The organism is Streptomyces sp. NPDC028419 (assembly GCF_055565515.1).
In genome coordinates, this window is record NZ_JBVHUE010000039.1 from 49,105 (window position 1) to 69,271 (window position 20,167).

Below are 20,167 nucleotides of genomic sequence, written 5' to 3' on the forward strand. Positions count from 1 at the left end.
ACACGCACCCGATGATCAGATGAGTGCGGTCGGCACCGGATGAGCGGAGCGCGAAGCATCCGGGTCGCAGCCCCCACGGGGCAAACACCAAACAAACCCCTCAACAAGGAGCAATCGTGGCGCGCGACAACGCGGCTCCCACCACCCACCCGACGGTCCTCCCCACTGATCACGCCGAACTGATCGCCTGGGTCGACGAGATCGCCGCGATCACCGAGCCGGACCGGATCGTCTGGTGCGACGGATCCGAGGCCGAGTACGAGCGCCTGTGCGAGGAGCTCGTGGCCCAGGGCACGTTCAAGAAGCTGGACCCGGCCAAGCGCCCGAACTCGTACTACGCCGCCTCCGACCCCTCCGACGTCGCGCGCGTCGAGGACCGGACCTTCATCTGCTCCGAGAAGGCCGAGGACGCGGGCCCCACGAACCACTGGAAGGCTCCTTCGGAAATGAAGGAGATCTTCGCGGGGGAGAAGGGGATCTTCCGCGGCGCCATGAAGGGCCGGACGATGTACGTCGTCCCCTTCTGCATGGGCCCGCTCGGCTCCGAGCTGTCCGCGATCGGCGTCGAGATCACCGACTCCGCCTACGTCGCCGTCGCCATGCGCACCATGACCCGCATGGGAGCCCCCGTCCTCGCCGAGCTCGGCACCGATGGGTTCTTCGTCAAGGCCGTCCACACCCTCGGTGCGCCGCTCGCCGAGGGCCAGGCCGACGTGCCGTGGCCCTGCAACACCACCAAGTACATCTCGCACTTCCCCGAGACCCGCGAGATCTGGTCCTTCGGCTCCGGCTACGGCGGCAACGCCCTGCTCGGCAAGAAGTGCTACGCCCTGCGCATCGCGTCCGTCATGGCCCGCGACGAGGGCTGGCTCGCCGAGCACATGCTGATCCTCAAGCTCACCCCGCCGGCCGGCGAGTCCAAGTACATCGCCGCAGCCTTCCCCTCCGCCTGCGGCAAGACCAACCTCGCCATGCTGGAGCCCACGATCCCCGGCTGGACGGTCGAGACGGTCGGCGACGACATCGCCTGGATGCGCTTCGGCGCCGACGGTCGCCTGTACGCGATCAACCCCGAGGCCGGCTTCTTCGGCGTCGCGCCCGGCACCGGCGAGCACACCAACGCCAACGCCATGAAGACGATGTACGCCAACACCGTCTTCACGAACGTCGCGCTCACCCCGGACGGCTCCGACGTGTGGTGGGAGGGCATGACCGAAGAGGCGCCCGCGCACCTCATCGACTGGAAGGGCAACGCCTGGACCCCGGAGAGCGAGACGCCGGCGGCCCACCCCAACGCCCGCTTCGCCGTCCCGGCCTCCCAGTGCCCGACGATCGCCCCCGAGTGGGAGGACCCCAAGGGCGTCCCGATCTCCGCGATCCTCTTCGGTGGCCGCCGCGCCTCCGCCGTGCCGCTGGTCACCGAGTCCTTCGACTGGAACCACGGCGTCTTCATCGGCTCGAACATCGCCTCCGAGAAGACCGCCGCCGCCGAGGGCAAGGTCGGCGAGCTGCGCCGCGACCCCTTCGCCATGCTGCCGTTCTGCGGCTACAACATGGGCGACTACATGGGTCACTGGGTCGACGTGGCCAAGGACAAGGACCAGTCCAAGCTCCCGAAGATCTACTACGTGAACTGGTTCCGCAAGAACGACGCGGGCAAGTTCGTGTGGCCCGGCTTCGGGGAGAACAGCCGCGTCCTGAAGTGGATCGTCGAACGCCTCGACGGCACCGCCGAGGGCGTCGAGACCCCGATCGGCATCCTGCCGACCGTGGCCTCCCTCGACACCGACGGCCTGGACCTGCCGGCCGAGGACCTCGACTTCCTGCTCACCGTCGACAAGGAGATCTGGCGCGACGAGGCCGCACTGGTCCCCGAGCACCTGAACACCTACGGCGACCACACTCCCAAGGAGCTGTGGGACCAGTACCACGCACTGGTCGAGCGCCTCGGCTAGTCACCCCGGCCACCCCGTGGCCCCCACCGGCCACCTCGTGGCCCCAAGAACCGCGGCCGGCTGTCCCCGGCCGAGGACCGACGCGGGATGTCCCGACTAGGATTCCCTGCGACCTTCCAAATAGGTCGTGTGCGTCTGCTGACGGCGGGCCTCCGTTTCTCGGAGGCTCGCCGTCATGCGTTCCGCCTCGTCGCGGAGCGCCGACAACTGCCGCTCCAGGTGCCGTTCCGGCGGATCCCCGCCCGGCGTGAGCCGGGTCCACCAGCGGGTGCGGTTGTAGCTGTCCACGCACTCCGGCACGTCCTGCCGGATCCCCCGGGACAGCGCGTGCACCGTCTCCGCGTCGCCCACCAGGACGTCCGCGACCCAGCCGGGGTCGAGCATCGCCCCGTACAGGTCCATCAGCTCGGTGAGCCGGCCCCCGGCGGCCGGCGTCAGCTCCACCTCCGCCAGGTACTGCCGCAACCGCTCGAAATCCGCGCGCAGCGTGCCCAGTTCCTCGGCCGCGTCCGGGACCGGCGGGAGGGCCGCCACCTCCGGCGGGGCGATCAGCGCGCCCGCGCCGTACAGCCCCGCGACCACCAGCGGCCAGAACGTCCCGGCCACCCCCGTCACGGTCAGGGTCAGCCCGGCCAGCCCGCCGGCGCAGCCCGCCAGGTTCTTCCTCGACTCCAGGTAGCCGAGGATCCGGGCCCCCGCGCCGCCGCCGCCGTTCCCACCCCTACTGGTAGCCACGGATCTCCTCGAAGGCGCCGTTCAGCGAACCGCCCCCATCGGTCGCGTCGAAGAGCCGCCCGCCGGTCAGCTCCGTGATGCGGGAGAGCTCCTTGCGGGAGGAGTCGCCGAAGAGCACCGCGAAGACCGGCGTGTGCTTCTGGGCGTCCGGCAGCCCCGCGTAGAAGGACTCGAACTCCTTCGCGCTGTCCCCGCTCTCCCCGTCGGTCATCAGCACGATCGAGGTGAAGGCGTCGGCGTTGCCCTTCCCCAGGTGCTGGTAGGCGGCCTTGAGGCTGCCGTAGACCGCCGTGCCCCCGTCCGCGTCCAGGGACTTCACGTCCCCGCGGATGGCGTCCAGGGCGCTGCCCGGGTTCCCCGGTTCGACGACGTGCGTCAGGACCTTCTTCACCCCGTCGCCGAAGGGCAGCAGCGTCACCTCCTCGCGGTCGCGGAAGCGCTGCCCCGTCCCCGAACTCCCCGTGCCCGTCAGCTCGGTGAGCGCGGCCTTCAGCCGCTTGATCCGGTCCCCGGCCATCGAGCCCGAGGTGTCCAGGACGTACACGGTCCGCGAGGGGCGGCGCAGTACGTTCTCGTACGAGCCCAGCAGCCCGTCCGCGACCGCCAGGCTGCCCGGGAACGGCAGCTCGCGCCGCTTGTCCGCGGCCAGGCCCGCCGCGGGCGCCACCGCCGGGGCCACCGGGCGGCGGAAGGTCCGCTCGGTGATCTCCTTCTGCGCCGCGTCGCCCCGCAGGTACCCGGTCAGCGCCCGGCCCGACTCGCGCGCCCCGGCCGGGGCCGAGGTCAGCAGGGTCAGCGGATAGCCGGCGGTGACCACCCCGTCGCGCGGGCGGATCACCGTCAGGCCGGCCTTGTCGTCCCGGTTCATGGACAGCAGCACCGACTCGTAGTTGACGAGGGCGTCCACGTCCGGCCGCTTGGCGTAGGCGGTGGCGAGCCAGCCCGAGGACCCGGACGTCAGCTTCTGGCCGGTGAAGAACTCCTTGAGCCGCGGGGCGGCCTTGGCCACGTCCGCCTCGGTCAGCGCGGACTGGGCCCCGGAGAGCCCGGAGGCGACCGAGACCAGCGCGGCGAAGCCCGAGTTGGAGCGCACCGGATCGGTCATCCCGTACGACAGCTTCCCGGCGGCCACCGCCTGGTGCACGGCCGACCAGGTCACCTCCTCCGGCTTCCAGCCGAGCCGGGCCATCGCCTCGGGCCGCACCCCCAGCGCGACCGGCGAGGACATCACCGGCGTCTCGGAGCTGAGCCGCTCCGCCGCCCCGGGCCGCAGCCGCAGGTAGTCGTTGGAGGAGAGCCAGATCGCGTCGTACTTCCCGTCGGCCTTGCCGGAGGCGACCTGCTCGGCCGCGTCCAGGGTGCCCGACCAGGTCAGCTCGACGGTGACCCCGGTGGCCTTCTTCGCCTGTTCCAGGACCGGACCCAGGTCCGCCAGCTCGCTGGAGGCCAGCACCCGCAGCTTGCCCTCCTGGTACCTGCTCTCCTTCGGCCGGTCCGGTCCGTCGGAGCCGTCCGAGGAGCAGGCGGTGGCGCCGAGCAGGGCGGCGGTCAGGGCGACGGCGGCCGCGAGCCGTCTGCGGAGCACGGCGCGGCGCCGGCTCATCGGGCGCCCCCTTCGAGGGCGCCCGCGGACCGGGTGCGCTCCAGGTAGCCGGAAGCGGCCCGGAGTTCGCCGGTCAGGGACTCGATGGTGGCGGCCATGTTCTCGGTGGCCTGCACCTTGAAGGTGTCGATGGTGTCGAGGGTCTGGTAGATCTGCGCGAACGCCGTGCGCAGGGTCTCCGCCCCCACGGCCGGATCGGCGGCGATCCGCTGGATCTCGCCGCTCTGCGTGGACAGCATCTGCGCGTTCCCGCGGATCAGCTCCTCGGTGGTGTCGCGCAGGGTGGTGACCTGCTCGATCACCTTGCGCTGGCTGTCGAGCGCGGAGGCCAGCATGACGGCGATCCGCAGGGCCGAGACCGTCGTGGTCGCGGCCCGGTCGACGCCCTTGACCAACTCGTCGTTGGTGCGCCGCACCACGTCCATCGCCAGGTACCCCTGCGCGCAGACGGCGAGCTGGGTCAGCAGGTCCTGGTGCTTCTGGCGGACCGGGAAGAGGACGTCCGCGCGCAGCGCGTCCGCCTGCGCGGGGTCGGTGTGCTCGGCCTCGGCGATCCGCTGCCCGATCGCCCCGTCGAGGGCGTCGGTCAGGACGACGTACTCCTGGAGCTTGCCCATCGTCTCCCAGAGCCGGGCGCGCTCGGTGTGCAGCGCGGCGTTGTCGCGGCGCAGCTCGTCCTGCCCGCCGCGCAGCGCGCCGACGATCCGGTTGAGGGTGGCCTGCGAGGAGGCGTACTTCGCCACGTGGTCGCGGAACCTGTTGCCGCCCGGGAGCTTGGCCAGGAGGCGGCGGGCTCCCTTGGCCGGGGTGTCGCGCGGATCCAGGTCCTCGACGGTGCGCCGCAACTCGACCAGCGAGCCGGCGACCCGGGCCTGCGCGTCCCCGCCCTCGGTGCTCAGCGAGCGCACGGCCCGCTCCAGCATCCGGTTGGACTGCTGGGAGGCGCCCCGGATGTCGGCGGCCCCGAGGCCGGCGATCTCGCCGATGCGCTGCGCGAACTCGGGGGAGCGGGCGTCGAGCCCCGCGAGCGAACCGACGTACTCCCCGGCCCGGCGGGCCATGTCGTCGCGGACCCCGTCCCGCAGCGGTACCAGGCCCGCGGCCTGTTCCGTGCGGATCGCGGCGACCGGTTCGGGCGCGGTCAGGACCAGCGGGCCGTCCCCGGAGGATCCGGGCCCCTCGGGAGGTGTCAGTGTCATGGCGTGTCCCCCTGCGCCTTGGCGCGCGCCGCGAGCGTCATCAGGATCTTGACGGTGGGCGTGTTCACCTGGCGGATTCCGGTGAGCTTCTGGTTGAGGTGGTCGGTGTGCGGGGCGGTGGCGGCGGTGAACTCGGCCATGCCGTCCTGCGGGCGCAGCCCGTGCTCGACCGCCAGCCGACGCAGGGTGGGATCGGTGGCCAGCAGGGCGCCGAGGTCCTTGGCCTTGTCGTTCAGCGGCACGAAGGTGTGCGCGGAGTTGACGGTGGTGTCGGGGTAGAGGACCACCACGCCGTCGACGTCGGCCGGCTGCTTCTGCAGCAGCAGCGCGGCCACCTGGGACTCGTACACCAGGATGAGCGGATCGCCGGCGCCGCTGATGAAGGCGCGGAAGGGATCGTCGGTGGAGGGCGCCAACGCGCCCTGTACGGCGATCAGCTTGCGCAGCAGCGGTGCGGTGCGCTCGATGCCCGCGTCGTCGGAGACGACCGTGCCGCTGTTGGCGACGTTGGAGGCCGCGGCGAGGAAGAGGGCGCCGGAGTTGGACGAGGCGGGGTCGGTGGTCCTGATGAACACCGTCCCGCTCAGGGCGGCGTCGGCGGCGGATCCGGGCAGCTGCTGCCAGGTGCGGTCCTCGGCGGCGGCCTTGAGGTAGGGGCCCATGAGGAGGGTGCCGGTGTGCTTGCCGGTCATCGTGACGAGCTTGTTGTCGGCGAGCACCTTGGCGGCGCTCGCCCGGGCCACGACGACGAGCGGCGAGTAGAAGGGACGGGTGGTCTGCGCGCCCTGGAGCTTGGCCTTGGCCTCGATCTCGCGGGCGGGCTCGCTGCTGCTGGGGAAGGCGAAGTCGTACTGGTCCAGGGGCAGTTTGTCCATCGCCCAGGACCCGGAGGTCTCCGTCTTGACGGTGTAGCCCTTGCCGGACAGGGCCTTCACCACGTCGGGATCGTCGAAGAACTCGGCCTTCTCCGAACCGATGACTCCCCGCACGGTCTTCGTTGCCGTGCGCTCTGTGCCCCGGTCTCCGTGGCCCACCAGGACGACGGCTATGACGCCGCCGATCAGGAGGACCGCCAGGGCGATTCCGAAGATGCGTCTCACGAGGGCAGCGTGCTCACGGAAACCCACATTCCGCGCGCGGTTGAGTGAACGTCAGGTGAGCAGGTGGTCCCACTTCGACCGCGGGTGAATCATCGGTGCATGAAGCGGGGCTCGGGCAAGGAACGCGAGGGCATGGGGCGACCATGAAGCAAGTGAGCGGGTGGCTGGCGGCGCTGGTGATGGTGGCCGCGGGGATGGTCTTCGTCCCCTTCGGCCTGTACGTGTGGGCGAGCAGCGGGCCCGACCCCGCCGGGGTGGCGGCGCGGCCGGTGGCCGAGGACGTGGCGGTGACGGGCTGCCGAATCGATCCGGCAAGCCATCGGGTGCTGGCCCGGGTCGAGGCGGTGAGCCGGACGGCGCGGGCGGGCTCGTACGCCGTGACCGTCGAGTTCCGCCGGGGCGCCGCGGGTGCTACGGGTGTCGCCGAAGCCGCCGACGTACCGGTGCGGTCCCTGGTGCGGGTCGCCGCCGTACGGCCGGGTGAGGTCGGCCGCGGCGAGGCGATCGGTCCGGCCTGGCCCGCCGGCGTGGTGCCCTGGTGCGGGGTGGCGGGGGTGGAGCTGGTCGCACCGGGCGGCTGAGCGGGGGCGAAGGGCGCGGGGGCGAAGGGCGCGGGCGCGAAGGGCGCGGGGAAGGAGCATGGCACCCGGTCCGAGGCCTCCGCGGCCCCGGACCGGGGCCGTCTAGAGGGCGCCTGCCGGGTCGGCGGCGGCGGAGTGCGCGTCCATGCGCTCGGCGGCGAGGATCGCGACGGCGGTGTCGGCGCGCGAGGCGGCGACGAGGAGCGCGCGGGCGGCGAGGTCGTGGGCGCGCTGGTGCAGGGCCCCGCGGTCGGCGTCCCCTGCGGCGGCGGGCCTGCCCTTGATCCGCGCGGGCACGCGCCCGCGCAGCCGGGCGACCTGGCCGGAGATCTGCTCGGCGGCCTCGTCCAGGCCCAGCTCGTCGGTCACGGCGAGGAGGGCGGACAGGTGTCCCGCGAGCTGGGTGTCCAGGGCTTCGCCACGGCTGCTGTGCGGGTAGTCGGCGCGGCCGCCGCCCATGCGGTGGACCGACTTGGTGCGGATCGGCTCGTACATGAGGGGGCCTCCTGCGGGGTCAGGAGACCATCCTACATTGGATCCGGTCTAAAGTTGAGCTGAATCCGGCTGCGGCTGCCGGCCGGTGCTAATGCTGGCTGTACCCGTCCAGGAAGGTGCCGATCCGGGTCACCGCGTCGGCCAGGTCCTTGGCGGCCGGCAGGGTGACGATCCGGAAGTGGTCGGGCTCGGGCCAGTTGAAGCCCGTACCGTGCACGACCATGATCTTCTCGGCCCGCAGCAGGTCGAGGACCATCTGGCGGTCGTCCTTGATCTTGTAGACCGAGGGGTCCAGCTTCGGGAAGAGGTACAGCGCGCCCTTGGGCTTCACGCAGGTGATCCCCGGGATCTGCGTGAGCAGGTCGTAGGCGGTGTCGCGCTGTTCCAGGATCCGCCCGCCGGGCAGGACGAGGTCGTTGATCGACTGCCGTCCGCCGAGCGCGGTGGCGATGGCGTGCTGCGAGGGCATGTTCGCGCACAGGCGCATGTTCGCCAGGATCGTCAGGCCCTCGATGTACGACGAGGCGTGCTGCTTGGGCCCGCACACCGCCATCCAGCCGGACCGGTAGCCGGCGACGCGGTAGTTCTTGGAGAGCCCGTTGAAGGTTAGCGTCAGCAGGTCCGGCGCGATGGCGGCGGTGTTCGTGTGCGTGGCGCCGTCGAAGAGGATCCGGTCGTAGATCTCGTCCGAGCAGACGATCAGGTTGTGCCGGCGGGCGATGTCGGTGAGCCCGCGCAGCATCTCGTCGTCGTAGACCGCGCCGGTCGGGTTGTTCGGGTTGATGATCACGAGCGCGCGGGTGCGGTCGGTGATCTTCCGCTCGATGTCGGCCAGGTCCGGCATCCAGTCGGACTGCTCGTCGCAGCGGTAGTGGACGGCGGTGCCGCCGGCCAGCGAGACGGAGGCGGTCCACAGCGGGTAGTCGGGCGCTGGGACGAGCACCTCGTCGCCGTCGTCCAGCAGCGCCTGCATGGACATCTGGATCAGCTCGGAGACCCCGTTGCCGATGTAGATGTCCTCGACGTCCAGGTCGATGCCCTTGGTCTGGTAGTGCTGCATCACCGCGCGGCGCGCGGACAGCAGCCCCTTCGCGTCCCCGTAGCCGTGGGCCGTGCCCAGGTTGCGGAGCATGTCCTCGAGGATCTCGGGCGGGCACTCGAAGCCGAAGGCCGCCGGGTTGCCCGTGTTGAGCTTGAGGATGCGATGACCTGCTGCTTCGAGCCGCATGGCCTCTTCGAGCACGGGCCCGCGGATCTCGTAGCAGACATTGGCGAGTTTCGTTGACTGGATCACCTGCATGGCGGGAGCTTACGGGGCCGGGCGCCCCGGCGCTGCGGGATTCGGCCCGCCGGGTGAAGGGCGAATTGCCCTGTTTCGCGGAATGGGCGGGGTGGGGTGGGTCGCGCCCTTGGAAACGTGGGTGTGCCCGCGTTCCGACCTGCGGAATGGCGTGGGGGCGGGCGCCGGCCGTGCACCGGTGTTGCGCTCGTCACGCCGCCCTAGAGGACGGCGTACGTCGTCTGCATGAAGCCCGCGTCCAGGACCTTCGCGGCGGTCAGCTGGAGGTCGATGTCCCGCTCCAGGGCGCCGAAGAGGGGCAGGCCCTCGCCGATCAGGACCGGGGCGGTGGTGATGATCAGCTCGTCCAGGAGCCCCTCCCGCAGGAAGGACTGGATCATCCTGCCGCCGTCGACGTACACCGTGCGCGCCCCGTGCCCGGTCAGATCGGCCAGCAGCTCCGCCAGCGAGCGGTGGACGGTGACGCGCGGGTCGTCGGTGCTCAGCCCGGTGCTGAGGACCACGACGCGCTTGCCCTCGTACGGCCAGAAGCCGAAGGTGAGGACCTTCTCGTAGGTGCGGCGGCCCAGGGCGACGGTGTCGATCCCGGCCACGAACTCCAGGTAGCCGGTCTCCCCGGCCTGCGCGCCCCGCATGGTGAGCCACTCGATGTCGCCGTCGGGACGGGCGATGAACCCGTCGAGGCTGACCCCGATGGTCGCGGCGGTCCGGAACGGCCGGTCGGTGGGGGCGGCCGGCTCGGCGGCGGGGTCGATCCGGTAGCTGGTGGGGTCGCCGGCGCCGTCGGCGTCGCTCATGAAGGGGTGCTCCTGGAGTGGCGGAACGATCGTTCGATCATTCAAGCACGCCGTCGCCTCAGCGCTCGATGATCGCCAGCGGGATCTCGCGCGCGGTGCGGCCCTGGTCGTCCTCGAAGGGGGGCCACAGGGCGGTCAGTGCCGGCCAGTAGGCCTCGCGCTCCGCGGCGGTGGCCGGGCGGGCCTTGGCCTGGACGGGGGTCGGGCCCGTCTGGACGCGGACCTCGGGCTCCGCTTCGAGGTTGCGGTACCAGTCGGGATGGTCCGGGGCGCCGTCGGCCGAAGCGGCGACGATCAGGCGGCCCTCGTCCTCGACGTAGATCAGTGGGGTGCGGGCCGTGCGGCCGCTGACGCGGCCGAGGGTGGTGAGCAGGAGGGTGGGGACGCCGTGCCAGAGGTGACCGTCGACCCCGCCGGTGGCCACGTACGCGCGTACGTGCGCCAGCTCCCGCTCGCCCCGCGGGTCCGCGGGGTGGTCCCAGTCGGCGTGGTGGTTCTGCATGGGCGGGCCCTGCCCTCCGTGGTGCGGGTACGTGCCGCTCGGTGCGGACGCGAGCGGGTGTGAGGGGCTAACGAGGCGCCGCGGCTTCCGTCACGATGGCCGGCCCGTCGCGAGGGCCGGCACCGGCATCGGCGCCGGGCCCCCGCGGGCGGCGCTCAGGCCAGTTCGGCCCGCTCGATCAGGACCGCCTCGGCCGGCACGTCGCCGTGGCCGCCCGCGCGGCCCGTCCTGACGGCGGCGATGGCGTCGACGACCTCCCGGCCCTCGGTGACCGTCCCGAAGACGGCGTAGCCGAAGCCGCCCGGGGTCGGGGCGGTGTGGTCCAGGAAGGCGTTGTCGGCGGTGTTCACGAAGAACTGCGCGGTGGCCGAGTGCGGGGCGCTGGTGCGGGCCATGGCGACCGTGTACTTCGTGTTCTTCAGGCCGTTGGCCGCCTCGTTCGCCACCGGGGCCCGGGTGGGCTTCTGGTTCATGTCCGGGGTGAAGCCACCGCCCTGGTTCATGAACCCGGGGATGACCCGGTGGAAGATCGTTCCGGCGTAGTGGCCGCTCTCGACGTAGGAGAGGAAGTTCGCCACGGTCGCGGGAGCCCGCTCCTCGTCGAGGTCGATCACGATGGCGCCGAGGTTGGTGGTCAGTTTGACCTTGGGCATGGGAGGTCCGGTCCCTTCTGGGGGCGTGGAGCTGGCGGGAGGGGCGGATCCTGGGTGCGGACCCTGGCGTGGATCCCGGTGTGGATCTTCCGTTTAGCTTCGCAGACCTGGCAATACGTGCCAACGGGCAGGGGTGGGGGTCGTGCGCAGGACCGGGGGAGGGCGTGCGGAAGCCCCGGGGACGGGGCCCCCGGGGCTGCTTCGAGGGGGCGGCCTACGGGAGGTAGCGCTCGATGACCGCCGGACCCTCCTTCTCCATCAGCTCGCGCGCCTTTTCGAGCCGCTCCGGAGTCGGGTCCTGTCCACGCGCCATCACGAGGTCTTCGGGGTCGTAGGGCCGCTCTCCGCCGGAGAAGAGCTTGGCCGGCCGGCCGGGCTGCTGGTCCGTGTCACTGTCCATCGGTACCTCCTCCACTGCCCCCTGGCCCCATCCTGCGGCGCCCCGTCCTTGAACGCACGTCGGCCGTGTACGTCGGCCCGTGCGCGGTGGTCCGTACGACGCGCTAGGCGACGGTCAGCGTCAGCAGCGCACCGGCCGCCACCAGGGCCCCGCAGATGATCAGGTTGACCAGCTTGTGCTCCATGAACACCGCGACGAACTCGCGGATCGTCGCGCTCGGCCAGAAGTACGCCGCCGTCGGCGACCCGAGCACCTGCCCGTTGACCCGTGCCTTGCGCGCCATCATCGCGGCGCGGAAGGCGTGGAAGTTGTTCGTGACGACCACGCAGCGGTACCCCGGCACGGTCTCGGCCATGATCCGCTCGCTGAACAGGAGGTTCTCCTCCGTGGTCCGCGAGCGGTCCTCCAGGCGCACGTGCTCGGCCGGCACGCCCTCCGCGATCAGCCAGTCCGCCATCGCCCGGGCCTCGGCGACCTTCTCGTTCGACCCCTTGCCGCCGGAGGCCAGCAGCAGCGGGGCCGGGCCGCCGCGGGCCGTCTGGGCCGCGTGGATCTGCATGCCCTTGCGCAGCCGGGACGCCAGCAGCGGCGGCACCCGGTCCCCGCCGATCAGGCCGGAGCCCAGCATCACCACGAAGTCGACGTCACCGCGCACCCTGATCCGCCCGTAGAGGTAGGCGTAGCCGAGGAAGCAGAGGAAGAGGAAGGAGACGTAGAGCGAGATCAGCAGCACCGTGGCGACGGGGACGGCGAGCGCGTCCGACTCCGTGGCGAGGGCCAGCGCCGTCAGCACGAGCAGCCCGACGATCGCCAGCCCGGCGAGCAGCGACAGGAGGTTGGCCAGCGCGACGCCCTCCTTGCGGGCCATCGTCACGCCGTTGGCGATCAGGAACAGCGCCAGCGCGACCACCCCGAGCGTGGGGACCGCGAGGACCAGCGGGGCCACGAACCGGCCGCTGCCGGCGGGCAGGCGGTCGATCTGGGACAGCACCGCCACCGAGAGGCTGATGCAGGTCAGGCCCAGGTAGACGGCATTGCGAAAACGCCGCCGGTCCTCTCGGACGCTTATCCAGAAGAGGAGGAAGAACAGGCCGGACACCACGAAGGCGAACATGTCGCCCATCGTAGGTGCCGGGCCCGTGACGGCCGCGCCCGCGCCCGGGGTCGCGGCCGCCTCCCCACCGCCGGCGGCGGCCGCGCCTCAGAAGAAGGTGCGGACGAACTCGGTGACCGTCCCGTCCGCCGCCACGACCGGGACCAGCTGCCACTTCTCGAAGATCGTGCACGGGTGGGACATGGCCAGCCCCACCAGGTCGCCGACCTCCAGGTCCCCGGCGCCGTCGGTCTCCAGCCAGGCGTGCTGGTCGGAGAGCTTCACCAGCCGCACCCCGTCGGCCGGGCGCTCGACCCCGTCGAGGGCCCCGCGCACCACCTCGGGCACCGGCAGCCCGAGGTCGTAGGACACGTCCCGCTTGCCGGCGTTCAAGAACGCCTGGGTGGGGGAGGGGCGGGAGACGACCTGGGCCCAGAGCCGGAAGGCGGGGAGCAGCCCGCCCTCCTCGGGCACCCGGTTGAAGGGGGTCAGCTTGGTGTACCAGTCGTGGTCGTGGGAGACGTACGCGCCGGAGCGCAGCAGCTTCAGGACCGGTCCGGACAGCGGCGGCAGCTCGGCGAAGGTCTCGGCGACGGCGTCGAACCAGGAGCTGCCGCCCGCGCTCAGCACGATCTCCTCGCCGGGAGCGAGGGCGCCGAAGCGGCCCTCCGCGTCCAGGGCGACGGTGAGGGCGGTCAGGCGGCGCAGCCAGGCGGTGACCTTCGCGGGGTCCGCGTCGGGCACCTCGGCCTCGTAGCCCGCGACGCCGACCAGGCGCAGGGTGGCGGTGCGGGCGACCGCGTCCGCGACGGCGCGGCACTCGTCCTCGGTCCGGGCGCCGGTACGGGCCCCCTCGCCGGCGCCGAGTTCGACGACGACGTCCACGGGGCGGGTGGCGCCGGTCTCCGCGAGGGCCCGGTCCATCAGCTCGACCCCGCGCACGGAGTCGACGTAGCAGACGAACCGGAACTCCGGGTCGGCCGCCAGCTCGGCGGCGACCCAGCGCAGGGCGGCGGCGTCGACGAGCTGGTTCGCCAGGAAGATCCGCTGGATCCCGAAGGCGCGGTACACGCGGGCCTGGTGGGGCATGGCGGCGGTGATGCCCCAGGCGCCGTGCTCCAGCTGGCGCTCGAAGAGCTGCGGGGACATGCACGTCTTGCCGTGCGGGGCGAAGGCGAGGCCGTGGCGGGCGGTGTAGCGGCCGAGCACGGCGAGGTTGTGCGCGAGGGCGTCGGCGTCCAGGGTCAGGACGGGCGTGGTGAACCCGCCCGTGTGCAGGTCGCGGCGCTGGGCGGCCAGCTCGCCGACGGTGAGGCCGGCGGCCTCGGCGTCCGGGGGCAGGCCCTTGAAGCGGTGGTCGACCGGTTCGTCGGCGAGCCGCGCGACGGCGCTGGCGGCCTTCGGGGGCTTCGGGGCCGTCTCGGCCTCCGTGACGTCCGTGGCGTGGGCGTCGTCTGCGGTGGGCCTGGCGGCGTGGGCCGCTTCGGCGGGGGCGTGGGCCATGGGTGCCTCCTCGCGTTGCGGTTGATGCAACGGTCGTTGCCGGTTGTGGCTCCCGCTGTCTAACATCCCGGATGACGGCGGGTCAACGCGGCCCGCTCGCCCTGCCCGGCTCGGGGGCGGGGGAAGATCAGGGGAGCCGCATGAGCCAGTCGGTCGACCGCGCGCTCGCCATCCTGCCGCTCCTCGCCCGCGGACCGGCGGACCTCGGCGGCGTCGCGCGCGAGCTGGACGTCCACAAGAGCACCGCCCTGCGCCTGCTGCGCACCCTGCACGCGCACGGCCTCGTCTACCGCCAGCCCGACGGCCGCTACCGCCTCGGCGCGCACCTCTTCGCCCTCGCCGCCGAGGCCGTCGAGAACCTCGACGTGCGCGAGATCGCCCACCCGCACCTCGCCGAACTCGGCGCCCGCACCGGTCACACGGTGCACCTGGCGGTCCACCAGGACGACGAGGTCGTGTACATCGACAAGGTCGACAGCCGTTACCCGGTGCGCATGTACTCGCGCATCGGCAAGCCCGTCCCGCTGACCGTCGCCGCCGTCTCCAAGGTGCTGCTCGCCGACCTGCCGGAGCCGGAGCGCCGCGCACTGGCGGCGCGCGTCGAGTACCCGCGGTACACGGCCCGCTCGACCCCGGACGCCGAGGCCTTCCTGCGCGAGCTGGACCTCGTACGGGACCAGGGCTGGGCGGCCGATCTCGGCGGGCACGAGGAGTCGATCAACTGCGTGGGCGCGCCGGTGCGCGGGGCGGACGGGCGGGCCGTCGCCGCGATGTCGCTGTCGGCGCCCGGCGTGGTCGTCAGCGCGGAGGAACTGCTCGACCTGCTGCCGCTGGTGCGCGCCGGCGCCGAGGCCATCAGCAGGGAGTACGCGGGCTCGACCCCGCCCCCGCCGCCCGCCGTGTCCGGGGCCTGAGCCCGGCCTCCGCCACGTCCGACAGCCCGCGGTCCCGCCGGACGGTGGAGCTGTCCGGCGGGACCGCGGGGTGCTGGTCACGCGGTGCTAGGCGGTGCAGTACTGCGCGGCCTTGCCGATCGAGCGGTACATGCAGTCGGCGTTCTCCAGGAGTTGGAGCACCGCGTCCTTGTTGCGCGCGGTCTCGCGGTCGATGACCTCGTCGGGCGGGTAGAACCCGCCGCCGCTGCCGGACTCGCCGGGGTACATCTCGAAGGTGTAGGTGAAGATCTTCTGCGAGCCCCACAGCCAGTCGTCGATGGTCCCGTCCGTGATGTACAGGTCGCTCGACTGCTCGGGGGTGTAGCCGTTGCTCGCGGCCATGCTGGTGCCGATCTTCTTGTAGACCGCGAGGTCGTCCGCCGTCAGGCCCGGGGCGGTGTCGTTGTAGGTCCAGCCGTACGGCCACAGGACCAGCTGGCTGTAGGTGTGGAAGTCGATGGACGCCTTGATCTGCTGCTTGCCGCCGACGATCCGGCCGCGCACGAAGTCCGCGACCACCTTGACCTCGGGCGCCGACTCGGCCGCCGCGCCGCGGTAGGTCTCGGATCCCTTGCTGCCGGAGGAGCCGCCGCAGCAGCCCCACTTGTAGTTCCAGTTGCGGTTCTCGTCGGTGCCGACGGCGGAGGAACCGGAGTTGGGCTGCCGGTTCTTGCGCCAGGACCGGTAGGACCCGGAGGCGATGTCGTACTCGCCGCCGTCCGGGTTGAGGTCCGGCACGACCCAGATCTCGCGGTCGTTGACCATGCTGGTGATCCGGGGGTCGGTGCCGTACTTGGACCCGAACTCCTTGAGCAGGTACAGGGCCATCTCGACGGTGAGGTGCTCGCGCGCGTGCTGGTGCGCGGTGAAGAGGACCTCGGGCTCGTTCTCGTCGGTCGCGACGTTGTCGCTGATCTTGATGGCGATGATGTCCCGGCCCTCGTAGGACTTTCCGATGACCTTCTTGCTCATGATCGAGGGATAGGCCGCGAGGTCCTGGTTGATCTCCGCCGTGGCCTCGGCGTAGTTGTGGTACCGGGAGTCGGCCGAGGGGAAGTCGAAGGGGGCGGCGGCGATGCCGGGCATCGAGCGGTCCGGTGGCCCGGCCAGCGCGGTCAGCTGGTAGCCGCGTGCGCGCAGGGCCTTGGCCTGCATCGGGTCGGCGCTGACGACGACGGTGTGGTCGTCGACCTCGTCGATCGACACGCCGGTGGTGAGCAGCGCCGTACGGTCGGCGGCCGAGGAGGGGCCGTGGACGCGGTACTGGACGATCTGCTCGTCCTGGGTCTGGGTGGAGGGGGTGGTCGGTGGCGAGGCCGTGGCCGCGCTCATGCCGTAGGCGGGTGCGCCGAGCGCGAGCGCCAGCAGGGTCGCCGTGACGGCGGCCCTTCGGCGGGCGTGGAGCCGCATGCGTTCTCCTGGGTGGGGAGTGTGGGGGTAGCCGTGCGGACGCGCACAGCGTCCGCCCGTGGCATGTCCAGGTCAAGAGTCGGTATCCGGTCATGGGCCGGTATCCGGCCACCCCCACACGTACCCGCTACGGCAGGCCGTGTACGTGCGGACCCACCGCGTTGGACCAAGCGCTACCCGCTTTGGCGTCCCAGTTGGTCGACCAGGTCATCGCGCCGCGCAGCCCCGGGTAGGTCTTGGACGGCTTGAAGGATCCGCAGTTCGTGCCCTTGGCCAGGCAGTCCAGCGCGTTGTTCACGACGGTCGGCGAGACGTAACCGCTGCCCGCGCCGCTGGGCGAGGCCGGCACGCCCAGGCCCACCTGCGAGGGGGCGAGCCCGCCCTCCAGCTGGATGCAGGCCAGCGCGGTGAGGAAGTCCACCGAGCCCTGGGAGTAGACCTTGCCGTCGCAGCCGAGCATCGCGCCGCTGTTGTAGTACTGCATGTTGACGACGGTGAGGATGTCCTTGACCGCGAGCGCCGTCTTGAAGTAGCCGCCCTGCGTCGACTGCATGTCGATGGTCTGCGGGGCCATGGTGAGGACGAAGGACGGACCGGCCTTCTGGGCCAGGGAGCGCAGCGCCTGGGTCATGTAGGTCGGGTTGAGGCCGTTCTCCAGGTCGATGTCGATCCCGCTGAAGCCGTACTCCCGCATCAGGGCGTAGGCCGAGTTCGCCAGGTTGTTCGCCGAGGCGGAGTCGTTGACCGAGATCGTGCCCTTCTCGCCGCCGATCGAGAGGACGACCGACTTCCCGGCCGCCTTCTTCGCCGCCACGTCGGCCTTGAACTGCGCGACCGTGTAGCCGCCGAGGCCGGCCGAGTCGAGGTTGAAGGAGATGGCGCCGGGCGTGGAGGTGGCGTCGGCGAAGGACACCGCGATGATGTCGTACTGCGCCTGGACGTCGGAGAGCTTCTGGACGGTCGCGCCGTTGTTGAAGTTCTGCCAGTAGCCGGTCAGCGCGTGCTTGGGCACGGACGGGTTCGGATCGGGGTCGCCCCCGCCGCCGGTCGTGGTGCCGTTGACGGGCGCCGAGCGCGGCCCCTCGCCCGCCTGGTTGTACGCGCTCACCTGGAGGGAGTACGTCGTGGACGCGGCCAGGTTCTGGAGCTGGGCCGAGGTGGCCCCGGTGACCGTCTTGACCCGGACGCCGTCCTGGTAGACGTAGTAGCCGCTCGCGCCGCTGACCGCGCCCCACGAAAGGGTGAGCGCGTTCTGGCTCTGGCCGGAAACCGCGAGGGCGGCCGGGGCGCCGGGGACCGAGGGCCCCGGATCGGTGCCGCCGCCCCCGTCCGGGCCGAAGACGCTGAAGTCGTCGGCGTAGTAGGCGCTCTGGCCGTACCAGCCGTGGGTCCACACGGTGACCTGGGTGGTGTTCGGGCCCGTGGTGAAGGTGGTGGACAGCTTCTGCCAGCCGGAGCCCGAGCCGGGGGTCCAGGTGGAGACGTCCTGGGTGCCGGTGCCGGTCGCGCCGAGGTAGACGTACGAGCCCTGGACCTGCGTGCTCAGGGTGTAGGTCGAGTTCGGCTTGACCGTGACGCTCTGGCTGCACTGGGCGTTGTCCTGGCCCGCCGGCGTGGCCTTGAGGGCGCCGGTCCCGGCGAAGACGGGGGAGGAGACGGCCGCGCCGCTGGAGCCCGTACAGCTCCAGTTGGACAGCCCGGACTCGAAGCCGCCGTTGCGGGCGACGTTCACGTCGGCGGCCTGCGCGGTGCCGGCGGCGAGGGCCGTGAGCCCGGCCGCCGTGAGGGTGGTGGCGCCCAGCAGGGCGAGCGTGCGGATGCGTTTCACGGAGGACTCCGGTGGGGGGAGTGGGACGGCGGGGAGGGGGGAAGGCGAGGGGGAGCGGCGGTGCGGGGCAAGTGGGGTGCCCCGTCGGCGCGTTGGCGGTGGAAGGCGGTCGAAGGTGGTAGCCAAGTTGGTCCAGACCAATCTCCGTGTCAAGAGTCTTTGTGATGTGGCTGGAATTGGTCAGTCTTCGGTTCCTTGTTGTCCCGGTTTCCAGCCACCTGTGACACGTGCCCGCGGCACGGGAATCGGCAAGCCCCTGCCCCGCCAGGGAGGACGCGGATATGGTGCTCGGGCAGGAGGGAAGCGCGTCGGTCGTTTGCGGTCGCGCAGCATGTGCGCGGACGCGCCGGACCCGTGAACGTCCGTGGCGCACGGGGTGAACAGGGGGATTCGCGTGCCGACCGCCATCGCTGTCACCAGTGCCGATCTGGTGCTGCCCGCCCCCGACCGGCACACCCCGGCGGGCGTCGTGCTGCACCCGCCGGAGCAGTTGGACCTGGAGGGCGCGCTCGCCGAAACCACGGCCCTGTTGGAGCGCCACGGGCACGTCGTGGCCGTCGTGCCGACCTGGTTGCCCGCCGCCACGGTCCGTCGGCTGCACACCGTACGGGCCATCCTGGAAAGCGACCGGATCGCGCTCATCGGCACCGATCTGCCGCCGCTGGCGACCGCCCTGCTGGTGCGTCAGCTGCGCCAGCTGAGCGTGTGCGATTTCAGTCCCGGAATCATTGCGTCCGCCGCTCGGCTGCTCTCCCACTACATCTACGCGGGCGCCCTCCTGGGCAGCGTGGCCAAGCTCGACCGGGTGCCGGTCGGCCTCAAGGCCCACGCCAGGTCCTGGAGCCCGAGCGCCCAGTTCGCCGTCCTGGCCAACCCCGAACCCCACCTGGTCAAGCTCGGCGGTTCGAGCGGGGGCGGCGGGGCGCACGGCGGAGGGGGAGTCGCCCTGCCCCCCGGCCCCGGCTTCGCCACGCACCTCACCTTCGCCCGCGGTCAGCTCGCCTCCGACTGGGTCACCGCCGAACTGGCCCCCGCCTGGCAGGTCCAGGGGGTGATGGAGAATCCGCTGCCCGCCGACTCGCCCGCCTGGTGGGCCACCGGCAAGCTCGTCGAGTTCGCCGCGGCCATCCCCGACATCGCCATGCTCTACCAGCTGGTCGCCTCCGTCCGCCGCGAGCGCTGCCGCTGGTGCGGGGCCGAACTCATCGGCGACCGCTGCGGATTCTGCGCCGCCCCGCTCGCCGCCCCCGCCGCCGCACCCTCCTCCGCCGCACCGTCCACCACCGTCCCCGGAGCCCGCTCCGCGGACGGCCCCGCGTCCCGTCCCAGATCCTGACCGGCCCGAACGAAGAACGACGAGGTAGTCCCGGCCATGAACTCACGCCAGCGCCGCGGCGTCATCCTGCTGCTCCTGTCGGTCCTGTGCGCCCTCGGCGCCATCGCCGGGGTGCTGATGGTGATCGGCGACGTCAACTCGAAGGTCGGCCCCGAGGTCGTGGCGTACCGGGCCAAGGGCGACATAGCCCCGTACAGCCCGCTGAACGCGGGCCAGTTCGAGGAGATCAAGATGCCCAAGCGCTGGCTCTCCACGACCGCGATCACCGACCTGGGCGCCGTCCGGGACAAGATCGCGCTCACCACCCTGCGCAAGGGCTCGCTGCTCCAGAGCGACATGGTCGTCGACAAGCCGCAGCTCCAAGCCGGTGAGCAGGAGATCGCCATCATGATCGACGCGGCGACCGGAGTGGCCGGAAAGATCTACTCCGGCGCCAAGGTCAACATCATCGCCACCTTCAAGGGGGCCAAGGAGAGCGATCCCGCCCGCTCGGTGATCATCGTCGCCAACGCCCGCGTCATCAACGTCGGCAAGCTGACCTCCCTCGACAAGGACGGCAGCCGCACCGGACCGGCCGAGGTCGTGCCGATCACCTTCGCCCTGAACACCAAGGACACCCAGCGCGTCGCCTACGCCGAGTCCTTCGCGGCGCACGTCCGCCTGGCCCTCGTGGCCCCCGGCGCCGAAACGGCGCCCGCCCCGAGCGATCGCACGTACACCCTCGACGGGGACAAGTGAGGCC

Annotated in this window: 19 protein-coding genes; 5 read left to right on the plus strand and 14 right to left on the minus strand. The window is 71.8% G+C overall.

The window, feature by feature from the left end; genetic code table 11:
* Positions 1-116 precede the first annotated feature (116 nt).
* On the plus strand, positions 117-1,955 hold the full coding sequence (locus ACZ4UB_RS33670) for a phosphoenolpyruvate carboxykinase (GTP) (RefSeq protein WP_468076170.1): 1,839 nt from the start codon (positions 117-119) through the stop codon (positions 1,953-1,955).
* A gap of 96 nt (positions 1,956-2,051) precedes the next feature.
* Here ACZ4UB_RS33670 and ACZ4UB_RS33675 read toward each other — a convergent pair whose 3' ends face one another.
* Genes ACZ4UB_RS33675 through ACZ4UB_RS33690 form a run of 4 tightly spaced genes read right to left on the minus strand, consistent with a single transcriptional unit; the run spans position 2,052 to position 6,592 of the window.
* Positions 2,052-2,690: a hypothetical protein gene (locus ACZ4UB_RS33675; RefSeq protein WP_468076172.1), complete on the minus strand. Its 639-nt coding sequence runs from the start codon at positions 2,688-2,690 to the stop codon at positions 2,052-2,054.
* Positions 2,677-4,293 carry a substrate-binding and vWA domain-containing protein gene (locus tag ACZ4UB_RS33680; RefSeq protein WP_468076174.1) on the minus strand — a complete coding sequence of 539 codons (1,617 nt, stop codon included), beginning with the start codon at positions 4,291-4,293 and terminating at the stop codon, positions 2,677-2,679. Before ACZ4UB_RS33680 ends, ACZ4UB_RS33675 begins: the two co-directional genes overlap by 14 nt.
* Positions 4,290-5,492, minus strand: a complete 1,203-nt coding sequence (locus ACZ4UB_RS33685) for a toxic anion resistance protein (RefSeq protein ID WP_468076176.1) — start codon at positions 5,490-5,492, stop codon at positions 4,290-4,292. The genes ACZ4UB_RS33680 and ACZ4UB_RS33685 overlap by 4 nt, the downstream gene beginning before the upstream one ends.
* On the minus strand, positions 5,489-6,592 hold the full coding sequence (locus ACZ4UB_RS33690) for a hypothetical protein (RefSeq protein WP_468076178.1): 1,104 nt from the start codon (positions 6,590-6,592) through the stop codon (positions 5,489-5,491). The genes ACZ4UB_RS33685 and ACZ4UB_RS33690 overlap by 4 nt, the downstream gene beginning before the upstream one ends.
* A gap of 143 nt (positions 6,593-6,735) precedes the next feature.
* Between ACZ4UB_RS33690 and ACZ4UB_RS33695 the strand changes: the two genes are divergently transcribed.
* Positions 6,736-7,173: a hypothetical protein gene (locus ACZ4UB_RS33695; protein WP_468076180.1), complete on the plus strand. Its 438-nt coding sequence runs from the start codon at positions 6,736-6,738 to the stop codon at positions 7,171-7,173.
* Between the two features lie 102 nt (positions 7,174-7,275).
* Here ACZ4UB_RS33695 and ACZ4UB_RS33700 read toward each other — a convergent pair whose 3' ends face one another.
* From ACZ4UB_RS33700 to ACZ4UB_RS33735, 8 genes are all read right to left on the minus strand, one after another.
* Complete coding sequence (locus tag ACZ4UB_RS33700) at positions 7,276-7,668, minus strand: SCO4983 family protein (protein WP_354379718.1); 393 nt, start codon at positions 7,666-7,668, stop codon at positions 7,276-7,278.
* Between the two features lie 88 nt (positions 7,669-7,756).
* Positions 7,757-8,968 carry a pyridoxal phosphate-dependent aminotransferase gene (locus ACZ4UB_RS33705; RefSeq protein ID WP_468076182.1) on the minus strand — a complete coding sequence of 404 codons (1,212 nt, stop codon included), beginning with the start codon at positions 8,966-8,968 and terminating at the stop codon, positions 7,757-7,759.
* Between the two features lie 200 nt (positions 8,969-9,168).
* Positions 9,169-9,765 (minus strand): dihydrofolate reductase family protein, encoded by a 597-nt coding sequence (locus tag ACZ4UB_RS33710; RefSeq protein ID WP_468076184.1) that lies wholly within the window; start codon positions 9,763-9,765, stop codon positions 9,169-9,171.
* A gap of 58 nt (positions 9,766-9,823) precedes the next feature.
* Complete coding sequence (locus ACZ4UB_RS33715) at positions 9,824-10,267, minus strand: nitroreductase family deazaflavin-dependent oxidoreductase (RefSeq protein ID WP_468076186.1); 444 nt, start codon at positions 10,265-10,267, stop codon at positions 9,824-9,826.
* A 155-nt stretch (positions 10,268-10,422) separates the two neighbouring features.
* Positions 10,423-10,920 carry a peptidylprolyl isomerase gene (locus ACZ4UB_RS33720; protein WP_468076188.1) on the minus strand — a complete coding sequence of 166 codons (498 nt, stop codon included), beginning with the start codon at positions 10,918-10,920 and terminating at the stop codon, positions 10,423-10,425.
* A gap of 214 nt (positions 10,921-11,134) precedes the next feature.
* The gene (locus ACZ4UB_RS33725; RefSeq protein ID WP_354379713.1) at positions 11,135-11,320 is read right to left on the minus strand and encodes a hypothetical protein; all 186 of its coding nucleotides are present in this window, start codon (positions 11,318-11,320) and stop codon (positions 11,135-11,137) included.
* Between the two features lie 103 nt (positions 11,321-11,423).
* Positions 11,424-12,434 (minus strand): YdcF family protein, encoded by a 1,011-nt coding sequence (locus ACZ4UB_RS33730; RefSeq protein ID WP_468076191.1) that lies wholly within the window; start codon positions 12,432-12,434, stop codon positions 11,424-11,426.
* Positions 12,435-12,521: 87 nt separating this feature from the next.
* A complete protein-coding gene (locus ACZ4UB_RS33735; RefSeq protein WP_468076192.1) occupies positions 12,522-13,916 on the minus strand; it encodes an amino acid deaminase in 1,395 nt (464 codons plus the stop codon).
* A gap of 140 nt (positions 13,917-14,056) precedes the next feature.
* Here ACZ4UB_RS33735 and ACZ4UB_RS33740 point away from each other — a divergent pair, with 140 nt between their 5' ends.
* Positions 14,057-14,830 carry an IclR family transcriptional regulator gene (locus ACZ4UB_RS33740; protein ID WP_468076194.1) on the plus strand — a complete coding sequence of 258 codons (774 nt, stop codon included), beginning with the start codon at positions 14,057-14,059 and terminating at the stop codon, positions 14,828-14,830.
* A gap of 87 nt (positions 14,831-14,917) precedes the next feature.
* On the opposite strand, the gene ACZ4UB_RS33745 is transcribed toward ACZ4UB_RS33740, so the two are convergent.
* Both ACZ4UB_RS33745 and ACZ4UB_RS33750 read right to left on the minus strand, forming a co-directional pair.
* Positions 14,918-16,261, minus strand: coding sequence for a M14 family metallopeptidase (locus tag ACZ4UB_RS33745; protein ID WP_468076196.1), 1,344 nt, complete (start codon positions 16,259-16,261; stop codon positions 14,918-14,920).
* 127 nt (positions 16,262-16,388) lie between these two features.
* Entirely contained in the window at positions 16,389-18,089 is a 1,701-nt protein-coding gene (locus ACZ4UB_RS33750; protein ID WP_468076198.1) for a chitinase, read from the minus strand.
* Positions 18,090-18,483: 394 nt separating this feature from the next.
* On the opposite strand from ACZ4UB_RS33750, the gene ACZ4UB_RS33755 reads away from it, so the two are divergent.
* A complete protein-coding gene (locus ACZ4UB_RS33755) occupies positions 18,484-19,425 on the plus strand; it encodes a hypothetical protein (protein ID WP_468076200.1) in 942 nt (313 codons plus the stop codon).
* A gap of 36 nt (positions 19,426-19,461) precedes the next feature.
* Positions 19,462-20,163 carry a Flp pilus assembly protein CpaB gene (cpaB, locus tag ACZ4UB_RS33760; protein WP_354379707.1) on the plus strand — a complete coding sequence of 234 codons (702 nt, stop codon included), beginning with the start codon at positions 19,462-19,464 and terminating at the stop codon, positions 20,161-20,163.
* The last annotated feature ends 4 nt before the right edge of the window (positions 20,164-20,167 follow it).

Bases quoted from the DNA above. Each gene is read 5' to 3' on its own strand.
- ACZ4UB_RS33740 (WP_468076194.1), top strand. From the start codon at position 14,057: ATGAGCCAGTCGGTCGACCGCGCGCTCGCCATCCTGCCGCTCCTCGCC.
- ACZ4UB_RS33685 (WP_468076176.1), bottom strand. From the start codon at position 5,492: ATGACACTGACACCTCCCGAGGGGCCCGGATCCTCCGGGGACGGCCCG.
- ACZ4UB_RS33725 (WP_354379713.1), bottom strand. From the start codon at position 11,320: ATGGACAGTGACACGGACCAGCAGCCCGGCCGGCCGGCCAAGCTCTTC.
- ACZ4UB_RS33745 (WP_468076196.1), bottom strand. From the start codon at position 16,261: ATGCGGCTCCACGCCCGCCGAAGGGCCGCCGTCACGGCGACCCTGCTG.
- ACZ4UB_RS33680 (WP_468076174.1), bottom strand. From the start codon at position 4,293: ATGAGCCGGCGCCGCGCCGTGCTCCGCAGACGGCTCGCGGCCGCCGTC.
- ACZ4UB_RS33715 (WP_468076186.1), bottom strand. From the start codon at position 10,267: ATGCAGAACCACCACGCCGACTGGGACCACCCCGCGGACCCGCGGGGC.
- ACZ4UB_RS33695 (WP_468076180.1), top strand. From the start codon at position 6,736: ATGAAGCAAGTGAGCGGGTGGCTGGCGGCGCTGGTGATGGTGGCCGCG.
- cpaB (WP_354379707.1), top strand. From the start codon at position 19,462: ATGAACTCACGCCAGCGCCGCGGCGTCATCCTGCTGCTCCTGTCGGTC.
- ACZ4UB_RS33730 (WP_468076191.1), bottom strand. From the start codon at position 12,434: ATGTTCGCCTTCGTGGTGTCCGGCCTGTTCTTCCTCCTCTTCTGGATA.
- ACZ4UB_RS33710 (WP_468076184.1), bottom strand. From the start codon at position 9,765: ATGAGCGACGCCGACGGCGCCGGCGACCCCACCAGCTACCGGATCGAC.
- ACZ4UB_RS33735 (WP_468076192.1), bottom strand. From the start codon at position 13,916: ATGGCCCACGCCCCCGCCGAAGCGGCCCACGCCGCCAGGCCCACCGCA.
- ACZ4UB_RS33720 (WP_468076188.1), bottom strand. From the start codon at position 10,920: ATGCCCAAGGTCAAACTGACCACCAACCTCGGCGCCATCGTGATCGAC.
- ACZ4UB_RS33705 (WP_468076182.1), bottom strand. From the start codon at position 8,968: ATGCAGGTGATCCAGTCAACGAAACTCGCCAATGTCTGCTACGAGATC.
- ACZ4UB_RS33700 (WP_354379718.1), bottom strand. From the start codon at position 7,668: ATGTACGAGCCGATCCGCACCAAGTCGGTCCACCGCATGGGCGGCGGC.